General features: G+C 66.6%; 11 protein-coding genes. 2 read left to right on the top strand and 9 right to left on the bottom strand.

Going from position 1 to position 13,914, the window contains the following annotated elements:
* Positions 1–35: 35 nt before the first annotated feature.
* The 3 genes from F5544_RS44945 to F5544_RS44935 form a co-directional block, all read right to left on the bottom strand.
* The gene (locus tag F5544_RS44945; RefSeq protein ID WP_167479946.1) at positions 36–1,739 is read right to left on the bottom strand and encodes a glycosyltransferase family 87 protein; all 1,704 of its coding nucleotides are present in this window, start codon (positions 1,737–1,739) and stop codon (positions 36–38) included.
* Between the two features lie 41 nt (positions 1,740–1,780).
* On the bottom strand, positions 1,781–4,405 hold the full coding sequence (locus F5544_RS44940) for a transglycosylase domain-containing protein (RefSeq protein ID WP_167479945.1): 2,625 nt from the start codon (positions 4,403–4,405) through the stop codon (positions 1,781–1,783).
* Between the two features lie 210 nt (positions 4,406–4,615).
* Positions 4,616–5,035 (bottom strand): DUF5318 domain-containing protein, encoded by a 420-nt coding sequence (locus F5544_RS44935; RefSeq protein ID WP_167478752.1) that lies wholly within the window; start codon positions 5,033–5,035, stop codon positions 4,616–4,618.
* Positions 5,036–5,168: 133 nt separating this feature from the next.
* Between F5544_RS44935 and F5544_RS44930 the strand changes: the two genes are divergently transcribed.
* Together F5544_RS44930 and F5544_RS44925 are read left to right on the top strand one after the other, a co-directional pair.
* A complete protein-coding gene (locus F5544_RS44930) occupies positions 5,169–5,723 on the top strand; it encodes a PadR family transcriptional regulator (protein ID WP_167478751.1) in 555 nt (184 codons plus the stop codon).
* The gene (locus tag F5544_RS44925) at positions 5,720–6,811 is read left to right on the top strand and encodes an inositol-3-phosphate synthase (RefSeq protein WP_167478750.1); all 1,092 of its coding nucleotides are present in this window, start codon (positions 5,720–5,722) and stop codon (positions 6,809–6,811) included. Before F5544_RS44930 ends, F5544_RS44925 begins: the two co-directional genes overlap by 4 nt.
* 52 nt (positions 6,812–6,863) lie before the next feature.
* Here the strand turns inward: F5544_RS44925 and F5544_RS44920 are convergent, their stop codons facing one another.
* The 6 genes from F5544_RS44920 to F5544_RS44895 all read right to left on the bottom strand — a co-directional run bounded on the left by F5544_RS44920 (position 6,864) and on the right by F5544_RS44895 (position 13,822).
* Positions 6,864–7,292: a GyrI-like domain-containing protein gene (locus F5544_RS44920; RefSeq protein ID WP_225725852.1), complete on the bottom strand. Its 429-nt coding sequence runs from the start codon at positions 7,290–7,292 to the stop codon at positions 6,864–6,866.
* A gap of 9 nt (positions 7,293–7,301) precedes the next feature.
* The gene (locus tag F5544_RS44915) at positions 7,302–7,760 is read right to left on the bottom strand and encodes a GyrI-like domain-containing protein (RefSeq protein ID WP_167478749.1); all 459 of its coding nucleotides are present in this window, start codon (positions 7,758–7,760) and stop codon (positions 7,302–7,304) included.
* 230 nt (positions 7,761–7,990) lie between these two features.
* On the bottom strand, positions 7,991–10,306 hold the full coding sequence (locus F5544_RS44910; protein ID WP_238846998.1) for a transglycosylase domain-containing protein: 2,316 nt from the start codon (positions 10,304–10,306) through the stop codon (positions 7,991–7,993).
* 309 nt (positions 10,307–10,615) lie between these two features.
* Positions 10,616–11,494 carry a carbohydrate ABC transporter permease gene (locus tag F5544_RS44905; RefSeq protein WP_167478748.1) on the bottom strand — a complete coding sequence of 293 codons (879 nt, stop codon included), beginning with the start codon at positions 11,492–11,494 and terminating at the stop codon, positions 10,616–10,618.
* Position 11,495: 1 nt separating this feature from the next.
* Complete coding sequence (locus tag F5544_RS44900) at positions 11,496–12,479, bottom strand: carbohydrate ABC transporter permease (protein WP_167478747.1); 984 nt, start codon at positions 12,477–12,479, stop codon at positions 11,496–11,498.
* Positions 12,480–12,529: 50 nt separating this feature from the next.
* Positions 12,530–13,822, bottom strand: a complete 1,293-nt coding sequence (locus F5544_RS44895) for an ABC transporter substrate-binding protein (protein ID WP_167478746.1) — start codon at positions 13,820–13,822, stop codon at positions 12,530–12,532.
* Positions 13,823–13,914 lie beyond the last annotated feature (92 nt).

Genomic DNA, 13,914 nt, shown 5'->3' with positions numbered 1-13,914 from the left:
TACTTTCCGCCGCGCTATACGTATGCCTGCGGAATTCAGGCGCGGGCGAACGTTTCCCTGGGGCGCAGGGGTTCAGGGAGCCATGGGCGCTGGGGGTCGGGGGCGCGGTCGACGATGCCGCCGACCGGGTCGTCGACGAAGTCGCGGCGCACCAGATCCTCCTCCGGTCGGTAGATCTGGCGGACTACCAAGGCGCACAGGCCGATTACCGCCAGGTCGCGCAGGGCGACGGTGCCGGTGAACCACTGCTCGGGCAGGCCCTTTTTGTCGATGCCGAGGTAGTAGAACATTCGCGGCACCCACACCAGGGCATCGATCGTCATCCACGCCAACAGGATTCGCCGGTGGGGCAGCGCGAGTACGGCCAGCGGCACCAGCCACAGCGAATACTGCGGGCTCCACACCTTGTTGGTCAGCAGGAAGGCGGCCACCACCAGGAAACCCAGCTGGGCCAGCCGTGGACGGCGCGACGCGGTGAGCCCGATGTAGGCGATCAGTGCGCAGGCGGTGAGGAAGACCAGCAGCGACACCACGTTCAGGATGGTCGGCGGCTCGGCATGGGTGAGGCTGCCGTCGAAGCCGGACCAGCCGGTGAACGAGGTGATGACGTTGTACACCGAATCCGGATCGGCGTGCCGAGTGGTGTTGAGCCGGAAGAACTCCTGCCAGCCGGGACGGTAGAGCACGGCGATGGGCAGGTTCACCGCGACCCAGGTGGCCATGGCCGCGCCGACGGTGAGCAGTGCGGCGCCCAGCGGGCGGGCGGTGAGCAGCGCGGTGCGGTAAGGGGTTTCGCGCAGCCACTGCCGCAGTGCGGCCAGGCTGTCGATATCACGAAGCCGCAGCGCGAGTTTCGCGTTCCAGGTGTCTTCCATCGGATCGGCGCGCAGGCACAGCACCACGATCGGACCCAGCAGCAGCAGCGGATACAGCTTCGCCGCGCCGCCGAGTCCGAGCAGCATCCCGGCCAGCAGCGGGCGCCTGCGCGCCCAGGCGAGCAGGCCGGTGGCCGCGAAAGCCGTTGCCAGCGCGTCGAAATTGGTGAAGATATGCACGATCACCAGCGGTGAGCAGGCGACCAGCGCGGCATCCCACACCCGCCGCCCGGACAGCAGCGCCGACGCCCAGACCGTCACCAGCCAGGCCAGCGCCAACCCGAAGGCCACCACATTGAAATAGATGACCACCTGCAGCGCGCCCGGCAGCGGCGACGCGTCCCACGCCTTGGCCACCCGCATCGAAAAGTATTGGTACAGACCGGAAAGCACCGGGTACTCCATGTACCTGGTCTCCACGGTGCCGTCGGTGTCCTTCTCGACCCAGCTCTTCTTGTACGGGAACGCGCCCTCGTTCAACCGCTCGGCGCCGTAGAGCGGCACGGTGTCCGAATAGCACATGGCGGTGTATTGACGCCCGTTGTTCCAGTCGAGCGTCAAAGTGCCGTTCCCCGTGCTGGTCTGCTGGATGCAGCCGGCCTTACCGAACCAGCCGAAGGCCAGGAACACCACCGTGAACAGGAACAGCACCCGCATCGGTGTCCAGAACCTGGCCCGCCCGATCAGCGCGTGCTCGCCGACCGGCCCGCCGATGACGTTGCTCAGCTGCGCCGTCACGGAATCGTTGCGGCTCGGCCGATCTCGCGCATCGGCCGACCGCAGATCCGCCGCCAACGGTCCCGGCGAGGCGTACCGCCGCCCATCCGCCGACAACACGACGTCCCGCGGCACGCCCCCATCCATCCGCTGATCCGCCAGTTGCTGATCGGTCACGTCATCCGAGGCTACCGGTTACTGGTGGATGGCTTCGGTGCGCCCGTCGCAGTCGGTTGCCCACCGTCCGGTGGCGCGATCGGCTGACCCGGCAGCGGGCCCGGGTCGGGCTCGTGCGATTGGGAGCGTTGCGGTTCCGGCTGCGGGTTCTGTCGCTGTTGCGGTGGTGCGAACGGGTTTTGCACCGGGCCGAACGGCGTATCGATGGTCGGGGGCAGGTTGATCACCGGCGGCAGGATCGGCTGCTCGGTGGTGGACGGCGGGGTGTAGGGCGCGGTGTACGCCGGGACGCCCGCCTGGCCCTTGATCGGGGCGGGCTTCGGGAAGGTCTCGTTCGGCGTGCCCTTGAGCGCGCCGTCCATGGTGGCCTTCCAGATGTCAGCGGGCAGGCCGGAGCCATAGATCATGCTGCCGTTGGCGTTTCGCAGCCTCGTATTGTCGGTGCTGCCGACCCACACCGCCGTGGACAGCGACGGCGTGTAGCCGACCATCCAGGCGTCCTTGTTCTCATCGGTGTCGTTGAGCTGGGCGGTGCCGGTTTTGGTTGCCGAATCGCGATTTCCGGCCAGGTTGTGCTTGTTGGACCACGCGGCAATCGGCTTCATCGCGTCGGTGACGTTGTCGGCGACCGCCGCGTCGACGCGGCGCTCACCGGCGACCTCGCCGCGATCCAGCAGCACTTGACCGTCGGCGGTGACCACCTTCTGCACGAAGTGCGGCGCGTGGTAGATGCCGGAGGCCGCCAAAGTCGCGTAGGCCGAGGCCATGTCGAGCACGCGGACCGGGTACTGGCCGAGCACGATACCGTTGTTCGGCGGGCCGCCGTCGGGCTCGACGAGCGTCTTGCCGAACTTCGGAATGGTGTCCGGGATGCCGAGCTTGTGCGCCATGTCCGCGATCTTCTGCGAACCGTTCTGCATCTCCATTTCCATCCGGTAGAAGCTGGTGTTCAGCGATCGCTTGAGGGCCTCGGCGATGGTGCACATGCCGCACTGATCGTTCGCGACGTTGGTGATCTTGACGCCGGGCACCTGCAGCGGCGAGCTGTCATACATTTGCGACAGCGGCTTGCCCTCGGCCAGGTTCTCGGCCAAACCGAACACCTTGAACGAGGAACCCGGCTGCAGCGGCGCACCGGCGAAGTCCCAGCCCTGGCCGTTCTCACCGCCGTAGTAGGCGCGAACCGCGCCGGTGTGCGGATCCACCGAAACGACTCCGGTGCGGAGTTTTTCGGGTTCGCCGTCCATCACCTTGCGGGCCGCGTCGACCGCTGCCTGCTGCGCCTTCGGATCGATTGTCGTGGTGATCTGCAGGCCCGCCTGGTTCAGCTGCTGCTCGCTGATACCGGCCGCCGAAAGTTCGGTCAGCACTTGCTGTTTGATCAGGCCCTCGGGACCTGAGTCCAGCGTCTTGTCGCTGGTCTGCGCGGCGGGCACCACCTGCGGGAACTGCTGCTTCTGCCGATCGGCCGCAGAGAGTGAGCCGCCCTGCACCATGCCGTCGAGCACATAGTTCCAGCGATCCTTGGCACCATCCGGATTCTTCTCCGGATCCAGGCCGGATGGCGACCGGATAACCGCGGCGAGCACCGCGCCCTCGGGCAGCGTCAGCTCGTTGACGGGCTTGTTGAAGTAGGCCTTCGACGCGGCATCGATGCCGTAGGCGCCGCGACCGAAGTAGATGGTGTTCAGGTAGGCCGCGAGGATCTGGTCCTTGCTCCACTTGTTCGCCATCTTCGCCGAGATCACCAGCTCGCGCAGTTTCCGCGAATACGAGTGCTCGTCACCGACCACCGCGTTCTTCACGTACTGCTGGGTGATGGTGGAACCGCCACCGGCGCTCTCCCGGCCGAGGATGTTGTCCCTGGCGGCGCGGACGAAGCCGCTGATGGAGAAGCCGGGATTGGTGTAGAAGTCCCGGTCCTCGGCGGCGATCACCGCGTTGCGTACGTGCGGCGGGATCTGGTCGATCGAGACCTCGCTCCGATTGCCGTCCTTCGGAACGACTTTGCTGATGATCGTGGTGCCGTCGGAGGCGAAAATCGACGCCACCTGATTGGTTTTGAGATCGCCCGGCTGGGGTATCGGGACAGTCGTGTAGGCGACAACGCCCGCGACGACACCGACCAGAACGAATGCCAGGCCGACGTAGCAGACCCGGCGGACCCAGCGCCACGCCGACTTCTTCTTCTGCTGCCCGGGACCGCGTTTGCCCGGACCACCCGAGCCGCCGCTGCCGCCGTTCCCGCGTCGGGGCGGCGGACCCGATGGCGGGCCGCTCTGCGCCCTGCGCTCACCGGTGTTCATGCCGTTTTCGGTGCGGCGCGCCGCGGGCCGTTCTCCGGTGCCGGGGCGCGCCGCCGCGGGGCGCGGGCCGGTGGCCGGACCGGACCGCCGATTGACGGCCTCGCTCAGCGAACCGCGTTCGATCTTCTGGGTGCCCTGCGGGCCGGGCTGTGGACGTCCCTGGGGCGGGCGGCCCTGTGGACCGCTCTGCGACTGCGGACGCGGACCCTGTGGACCGGGGCCCTGCGGCGGCCGTCCCTGCGGGGGCGGGCCCGGCCTGCGCGGCGGCTGTGGTCCGCGCGGATCACCGGCGAAAGGGCGCGGCCCGCCGGGCGGCGGGCCGGGGCGCATACCGGGCGGTGGACCCTGACGCGGATTGGGACCCGGCTGTGAGCTTCGCGAAGGACGGCCGCCGTGCGGTTCATCGCCGTAGGGGGAAGTCTCGTAGGGCGAATTCACTGACAAGGTCTCCATAACTCGTAACGGTCTGCGTGCGGTGCGGCCGGAACCGCTGCGGACACATGACGGCTCCGCATGTCATCCGTGGGATGACCAGGCGCATCATTCGGCGGCGGTGCGCCGGTTCGTGCGGGATCCGCCGCGCCTGCGCGTCGGCGCCGGAGCGGATCCCAATACATAGGACTGCACCAGATGATTCCAGCTGCAGGTCCGGCATACCTCGACGACATGGACCGAGAACTCTTCCCGAGTCTCGGCGAGGCGCATCAGCTCCTCCGGTGTGCGAGCGGATCCGGCCACCGGCCCGAGGTCGTCGCCGTAGACCCAGCTTACGAGCGTGAGCTGTTCCTTCCGGCAGATGGGGCAGGTGACCTCGCTCCCCCGGCCGTGGAACTTCGCCGCCCGCAACAGGTACGGGTTGGCATCACACACCTCGGCGACATCGACACGGCCCGCGTAGACGTCAGCCAGCAGTGATCTGCGCCGGAGCGCGTAGTCCACCACTTGCCGCTGAATTCGCACGAGAACCAGAGTAGCGGGGCCTGCTGCCTACCGCGCCGGGTCTTTGTCGGGCTGTTCTTGGATGTATCGCTCCGATATAGTGGGTAATCGCATCCACCGTTAGGTCCGTTCAATAGTCAGGGGGTGACGCCCGGTGCTCGAGCTGGCAATCCTCGGGCTGCTCCTCGAAGCGCCCATGCACGGTTATGAGCTGCGCAAGCGGCTCACCGGCCTGCTCGGACCGTTTCGGGCCTTCTCCTACGGCTCGCTCTACCCGACGCTGCGCCGCATGCAGGCCGACGGGTTGATCGACGAGGAGAACACCCCCGGTATCACCCGCCGGGCCAGGCGGGTCTACCAACTGACACCGGCCGGACAGGAGCGATTCAAGGAGCTGCTCGCCGACACCGGCCCGCAGAACTACACCGATGACGGCTTCGGCGTTCACCTGGCCTTCTTCAGCCGCACCCCCGCCGAGGCGCGGATGCGGATTCTCGAGGGCAGGCGACGGCAGGTCGAGGAGCGCCGAGAAGGGTTGCGGGAGGCCATCAAACGAGCCAGCGGCTCGCTGGATCGCTACACCCGCCAGCTCCATCAGCTCGGTCTGGAATCAAGCGAGCGCGAAGTGCGCTGGCTCAACGAGTTGATTGCGGCAGAGCAAGCAATCGACGAAGGCGGCACCACAGAAAGAGGGAAATATCGGCCATGAGTGATCTCGAGAACACCACCGAAGTGCGGGTGGCCATCGTCGGTGTCGGTAACTGCGCCTCATCCCTGGTTCAGGGTGTGCAGTACTACCGCGACGCCGACGAGAAGACCACCGTGCCCGGCCTCATGCACGTGAAGTTCGGCCCCTACCATGTGCGCGACGTGAAATTCGTCGCCGCGTTCGACGTCGACGCCAAGAAGGTCGGCTTCGATCTCGCCGAGGCCATCTTCGCCAGCGAGAACAACACCATCAAGATCTCCGATGTGCCGCCCGCCGACGTCGTCGTGCAGCGCGGCCCGACCCTCGACGGCATCGGCAAGTACTACGCCGAAACCATCGAGCTGTCCGAGGCCGAGCCGGTCGACGTGGTGCAGGTCCTGAAGGACGCGAAGGTCGACGTGCTGGTGTCCTACCTGCCGGTGGGTTCCGAGGAGGCCGACAAGTTCTACGCCCAGTGCGCCATCGACGCCGGCGTCGCCTTCGTCAACGCGCTGCCGGTGTTCATCGCCTCCGATCCGGTGTGGGCCGAAAAGTTCCGCGCGGCAGGCGTTCCCATCGTCGGTGACGACATCAAGAGCCAGGTCGGCGCCACCATCACCCACCGCGTCATGGCCAAGCTGTTCGAGGATCGCGGCGTGCAGCTCGACCGCACCATGCAGTTGAACGTCGGCGGCAATATGGACTTCAAGAACATGCTCGAGCGCGATCGGCTGGAGTCCAAGAAGATCTCCAAGACCCAGGCGGTCACCAGCAACCTGAAGAAGGAGCTCGGCGCCAACGACGTGCACATCGGCCCGTCCGATCACGTCGGCTGGCTCGACGACCGCAAGTGGGCCTATGTCCGGTTGGAGGGCCGCGCCTTCGGCGATGTGCCGCTCAACCTGGAATACAAGCTCGAGGTGTGGGATTCGCCGAACTCGGCGGGCATCATCATCGACGCGGTGCGCGCGGCCAAGATCGCCAAGGACCGCGGCATCGGCGGACCCGTCCTCCCGGCCTCGGCCTACCTGATGAAGTCCCCGCCGCAGCAGCTCGCCGACGATATCGCCCGGGCCCAGCTCGAGGCGTTCATCGTGGGAGCCGAGTAGTTTCTTCGGAACAGGCCCCGGAAAACGCTGGTTTTCCGGGGCCGATCCGTATTCAGTCCAGCGAGACGTAGACCTCGACCGAGGTCGGTCCGGTGTAACGCTCGATCTCCGCGGTGTGCGAACGGGTGATGGTGCCCGCGCTCTCCGCCTTGGCGACCTGCGCCCATGCGGTGCGCAGCAGATCGTACGGTTTGTCGGAGACGACGAATTTGGCGTAGCGGCCGGTGGGGATGCGGGTCAGCACATCGCCGGGGTCCAGGTCGTCCAGCCCCTTCACCTCATAGCCGAGTACCGCGACCGCATGATCGTTCTGGCCGATGTAGGCGGCCACCCTCGGCACGGTCTTCTCCCGCGCCAGGTAGCGATCCCAGGTGAAGTTCACCAGGTCCAGGTCGCGTGCGGTCACCTCACGGCCCGCGAGCGGGACGGTGAGTCCGGCGATCAGGCTTTCGTCCAATGTGACGATTTCGAAGTCCACCACAGTCCGTTCCTACCCGTCGACCTGATCGTCCGCCAACGCCACGAAGACCTCGACGGTCTTCGCCTCGGGATAGTGCTCCCAGTCGCCGGTGTACGCGCGCACGAAACGGCCCGCCGCCTCGGCGTCCCACACCGCCCGCCACACGCTGACGATGGTGTCGCCCAGATTCTCGCCGCTGGCGATGAAACGGGCGAACCGGCCCGCGGGCACCCTGGCCAGCACATCACCAGGCAGCAGGTCGTCGAGGCTGCGGCAGCGGTAGCCGACGATATGGGTCAGATACGAGTTGATCTCCGGCGCGTGATCGACATATGCGGTGGTCGGCGGGCCGGGCAGGCTGCGCGCGAGATTGCGCTTCCACGCCTCCTCCACCTTCGCGCGCCGCGGTCCCTCGACCGCGAGCGCCGGGCTGCGGAGCACGGTCCCGGCAACCAGCGTCTCGGGTTGGTCAACGACATTGAAATCCACCGGCGTAGCCCCTATGTCTCGTCTGTCTGCATCGGCGGCGCTCCCTGGCCTTTCCTGGCTACGCAGGTACCGCCTCCTGGCCTGTCGTTCGCGCCGCTGTCGTCGCTCGTGCGTCTATCCTTCCGCATCGATGTCGCCGCGGCGGCGTCGGCCCGGTCTGATTTGCGCACTCTGGCAAACGATGCTGCCATGTCATCCGTTCCCTGTGGTCGAGGTGGTCGGAATCACGGTCAGCCCGGCACCGGAATGCTGAGCCCGGGGAAGATTTCCACCTCTTTCGGGGGTGCCGTAGTCGGTGGAATTATGACGACCGGCTCTCGCTGCTGCGGTGGCGGCGGGTTGAGGATGTCGTACGGGCCGCTGCCGGATGGTTGTTTCGGCAACCCGGCCTGACCGGCGACCGGTGCGGGCGCCGGGAACTGTTCGATGGGGGCGCCGTCGAGCGTGCCGTCCATCGTCTGCTTCCAAATATCGCTCGGCATGCCGGATCCATAGATATCGCCGCCACGGGCGGTGCGGATCGGTTGCGAGTGTTCGGTGCCGATCCAGACCGCGGTGGACAGCGACGGCGTGAAGCCGACCATCCAGGCGTCCTTGTTGCGGTCCGAGTCGCCGAGCTGGGTGGTGCCGGTCTTGGCGGCCGACGGCCGCCCGCCCGCCAATTGATGTCCGTTCGAGTAGGCCGCGATCGGCATCATCGCCTGAATGGTGTTCTCCGCGACCGGTTTCGGGATGCGCTGCTGGCCCTGCGGCAGTTGCTCGCCGATCTGGCCTTCGCCGCGATCGAGCAGCACCCGGCCGTCGCCGGTGACCACCCGCTGCACGAAGTACGGTTCGTGGTAGACGCCGGAGGCGGCGATGGTCGCGTAGGCCGATGCCATATCGATCGGCCGAACGAGGTACTGACCCAAGACGATTCCATTGAGCGGGTGCTCGCCGTTCTCGGTGAGCGTCTCCCCGGCGACACCGGGGATCTGCTTCGGGATACCCGCCTGATGCGCGGCGTCGGCGATTGCCTTCGGCCCGTCGAACATCGACATGGTGAGCCGGTAGAAGCTGGTGTTCAGCGAGCGCTTCAGCGCCTCGGCCATGGTGCACCGGCCGCAGGATTCGCCGTCGACATTGGTGATCTTGGTGCCGCGATCGGTGACCGGCGAACTGTCGATCACCCTGGACAGCGGAATGTTCTGCTGCAGCGCAGCGATCACCGCGAACACCTTGAACGCCGACCCGGTCTGCAGCGGGGCCTGCGCGTAGTCGTAACCCGTTCCGTCGTAGCCGCCGAAGTAGGCGCGCACCGCGCCGGAGCGCGGGTCGATCGACACCACCGCGGCGCGCAACTCGGGCGGCTGCCCGTCGAGCCGGTCGTGCACCGCGCCGAGCGCGGCCTGCTGTGCCTTGGCGTCGATGGTGGTGGTGATCTGCAGTGCGCCGGTGTCGAGTTCGCGTTCGCTGATGCCGGAGGCGCGCAGTTCGCGAACCACCTTGGTGCGGATCAACCCCTCCGGGCCGTGCGCGACATTGTCGTCGGCCACCTCGGTGATCGGGACGACCTGCGGGAAGGTGGTGGCATCGCGATCCGCCGGCGAGAGTTTGCCCATCTCGACCATGGCGTCGAGCACATACCGCCAGCGTGCCTGCAGATCGGGCAGGTGGGTCTCCGGATCCAGGATCGACGGGGTGCGGATGAGCGCGGCCAGCATCGCGCCTTCGCCGACGGTGAGCTGCGGGACCGGTTTGCCGAAGTAGGATTTCGCGGCGGCGGCGATGCCGTACGCGCCGCGGCCGTAGTAGATGGTGTTGAGGTAGGCGGCGAGTATGTCGTCCTTACTCCACTGCCGCGCCATCTTGGCGGCGATGACCAGCTCGCGCATCTTGCGCGTCAGCGTGCGCTCGGAGCCGAGGAAGGCGTTCTTGACGTACTGCTGGGTGATGGTGGAACCGCCGCCGGCGTCCTCTCGGCCGAGCAGGTTGTCCCGGGCCGCGCGCAGGAAGCCGGTGGCCGAATAGCCCGGATTGCCGTAGAAATTGCGGTCTTCGGCGGCAATGACCGCGTCGCGGACCGGCTGCGGGACGTCGCTCAACGGGACCGGGGTGCGGTTACCTTCCGGCGGAACGACTTTCGCGATCACCGTGGCGCCGTCGGCGGCCAGGATGGTGGCGATCTGATTGGTCTGCACCGAGGCCGGGTCGGGTATCTCGGCGCTCCAGTAGACCAGCACGAAAAGCAGTGCGGGCAAGGCGACGAAGATGATGAACAGGGCGAGCGTCAGGCGGCGGATGCGTTCGCCGCGACTGCGGCGCGGCTGGGCCGCCCCGGAACGCGGCGATGAGCCGGGCCGGGTGCCGCTCCAGCGGGCCTGCTGCGGACCGGGCCAGGCCGGTCGCGATTCCGTCGGGTAGCGAGAAGTCTTGGCCGAACCGGTGTTCCGCCGCCGACTGGCGCGGGAGGTGGACCGCGCGTTCCAACTGGTGACGAAGGTGTTGTCCGGTGTGCCCCTGGCGCCGTGCTGTCCGCGGTCGCGCCGCTTGCGGAACGAACTCACGACCCCACCTCGCCGGTAGTCGGGCGCGCGGCACGCCGTGTCGATGGTTCGCTCGCAAGCTCGTTCACGACCTGATCTCCCTCCGGAGCGTCGGTAAAACTCACCTGGACGGAAACATTTACGCCAATTCAGGGCACGATGCGCTCGACTTTACCGCTCGGAGCCGACCGGCGATGCTAACACCGCTGCGCGGCGGTCACTGTGTTTTCACATACTCGCCGGAAATGTCGCTTCCGTGCCGGTCCGTACGAACGACGAACGCCGGAATCCGCTGCGCACAGCGGATTCCGGCGTTCGGTAGGGGGCTGATCAGCTCTTCACGCCACCGGCGGTCAAACCGGAGATGATGCGGCGCTGGAACAGCAGCACCATGATCACCAGCGGCACCGTGACCATGGTGCCCGCCGCCATGATCGCCGCATAGGGGATGGCGTGCGGATCATTGCCGGAGAACCGGGCGATCGCGACGGTCACCGGTTCGGTCCGGTCGTTGGACAGCAGCCGCGAGAGCAGGTACTCGTTCACCGCGGCGATGAAAGCCAGGATGGCCGTTGTGAATACGGCGGGCGCGGCCAGCGGCAGCATCACCAGCCGGAAGGCCTGCAGCTTGCTCGCGCCATCGATGCGCGCCGCCTCCTCGAGCTCCCACGGCAGTTCGGAGAAGAACGAGGACAGTACGTAGACGGTCATCGGCAGTACGAACGAGATGTTCGGAATGATCATCGCCTGGTACTGGCCGATCCAGCCGAGGTCGGTGAACAGCTGGAACAGCGGGGTCACCAGCACGACCACCGGGAACATCGATGCGCTCAGGATCAATCCGGACACCAGGTACTTGCCGCGGAATCCGATGCGCGCCAACGCATATGCCGCCATGACACCGACCAGCAGCGCGATGGCGGTGGTGATCGATCCGATGATCAGGCTGTTGATCAGCGCCTTGCCGAAGTTGTTGCCGCGGCTGGTGTCGAAGGCATTGCTGAAGTTGGCCCAGGTGAGGTGGGTCGGCCACGGCGTGTTGTCGAAGGTGTACGCCTCGTCGCGGAACGCGGTGACGGCCATCCAGTAGAACGGCCCGAGCCCCCACACCAGGATGATCAGCGCGCCGACGTAGACGCGCAGCGAACCGAGTCGCTTGGTCCACGGAATCGACTGCGCGACAGTGGGTTCGGCGGTGGTCGTGGTCATATCAGTGCGCCTCCCGCTGCGCTTCCTGGGTCCGGACGGCGTTCGCGCCCAAGACCTTCACCAGCACGAAGGCCACCGCGAAGATCATCAGGAAGGTGAGGGTGGACAGTGCCGCCGCGCTGTTCGGGCCCTGCCGCACCTGATCGACGACCAGGATCGAGACGGTTCGGGTGCTCGGATTGCCCAGCGTCATGATCGCGGGCAGGTCGTACAGCCGCAGCGCGTCCATCGTGCGGAACAGCACCGCGACCAGCAGCGCGGGTTTCAACAGCGGCAGGGTGATCTGGGTGAACCGCTGCCAGGCCGAGGCGCCGTCCACCCTGGCCGCCTCGTACACGTCGCCCGGAATCACCTGCAGGCCGGCCAGAATCAGCAGCGCCATGAACGGGGTGGTCTTCCACACGTCGGCGACGATCACCGCGACCCGCGAGAAGAACGGATCTGTCGTCCACAGGATGTGCGTACCGAGCACCCGGTTCACTACGCCGTTGTACTGGAACATGAACTCCCACAACCGCGCGGTCACCGCGGTCGGGATGGCCCACGGGATGAGCACCGCGGCGCGCAGCAGCGCCCGGCCGCGGAAGGTCTTGCCCATGATCATCGCCATGCCGAGGCCGATGGTGGCCTCCAGCGTCACGGTGACCACCGCGAACAGCAGGGTGACCCCGATCGACGACCAGAACGCCGAACCGAGATTGCCGGTCGGGCAGGACGTGGTCTCACCCGCGACCTGGCACTGCTGCAGCAGCCAGTGGGTGTAGTTCGAGAAGCCGGCGCCGCCGCCCTCGACGAACATCCCGGTCGCCTGATCGAGTCCGGAGTCCTTCTGGAAGGACATCCAGATCGCCCGGGTGACCGGGTAGCCGACCACGACGGCCAGCGCGATGAGCACCGGCGTCACGAAAAGCCATGCCCGGCCCGAGCGCCGCAGTTCCAAAACAAATGCCGACGCGCGTGACGCCGTTCCCGAAGGATCCGACACCGTTATCTCTCTCCTACGGGTTGGTCGGGTCCGCTGATCATTCCGTCAGCTTACGATCCCGCCGCCGAAATGCCCTTTTCCATTCCGGTGATGGCGTCGTCGACCGATTTGGTGCCCTGCAGTGCCGCATAGGCATTGTCCTGGATGGCCTTCGAAACGGCCGAGTAGAACGGGGTGACCGGGCGCGGAACGGCGCTGGCGATCGACTCCTTCAGCGCGGGCAGGTACGGCATCTTGGCGATGAGGGCCGGGTCGTCGTACTGCGATGCGCGCACCGAGGGCAGTGCGCCGGTCGCGACGATGTGCTGGGCGTCCTCACTGATCAGGAAGCGCAGGAAGTCGAGCGCCGTCGCCTTGTGCTTGGAGTACACGCTGATGGCCGCGTTGTAGCCGCCGAGCGTCGAGGCGCCGACGCCGTTCTCGCCGGGCAGCGGCGCGACGCCGAACTTGTCCTTCACCGCGGAGGCATCGCTACCGGCCGGGCCGTAGAAGCTCGGCCAGGTGCGCAGGAACAGCAGCTTGCCCTGTTCGAAGGCGTCCTGGCTCTCCGGCTCCTTGTAGGTGATGGCTTCCTTGGGGATGTCGCCGTTCTTGTACGCGTCGACCAGCGTCTTCAGACCGTTCTTGGACTGCTGGCTGTTCACCGTCGGCTTGCGGCCGTCGGGACCGACGAAGCTGCCGCCGAATGCGTTGATCACCTCGGCCACATTCACCGTCAGACCCTCGTAGGACGCGAATTGCCCTGCGTAGCAGCCGATATTGTGCTGCTGTGCGATCTGGCAGTCGCCGAGCATTTCCTTCCAGGTCTTCGGCGGGGTCGGCACCAGGTCCTTGCGGTAGTACAGCAGGCCGCCGTTGGTGTTTCGCGGCGCGGCGTACAGCGTGCCGTTGTAGGTGGCGCTGGTGACCGGCGGCTGCAGCAGCGCCGAGGTGTCGATCGAGAAATTGTCCTTCAGCGGCTGAATCCAGCCCTTGGCCGCGAACTCCGCGGTCCACGGCACGTCGAGCGCGACGACGTCGTAGCTGGACTGCTTGGAGCGCATGTGCTCGACCAGGTCGTCGTATTGCTGCGAGGCATCGTTCGACTGCTCCTTGAACGTCACCTGCTCGCTCGGATGCGCGGCGTTCCAGCGCTCGATGAGCTGTTTGACAGCACCGGTTTCGGTGGTGTCCTTGCCCTCCACATAGGTGATCGGGCCGCGGTCGTTCAGGTTCTGGCTCTGCGGGTTTCCGCCGCTGTTGCTGGAGCAGGCGGTGAACATCGGCGTCAACAACGCCGCCGCGGCCACCGCACCCGCGACTCGCGGCACGAGCGACCAACGTAGGGACTTCTTCAAGGCCATCGCGAACTCTCCAGTATCGAGACGTGAGCAGCAGCACACCCAATGCCGGTGCACAAGGCAAGATACATGGTGTTCATCTGCCTTGTCGGAAT

It is taken from the genome of Nocardia arthritidis, from assembly GCF_011801145.1.
GTDB classification, from domain to species: Bacteria; Actinomycetota; Actinomycetes; order Mycobacteriales; family Mycobacteriaceae; genus Nocardia; species Nocardia arthritidis_A.
This window is presented reverse-complemented; position numbering and strand designations above follow the sequence as displayed.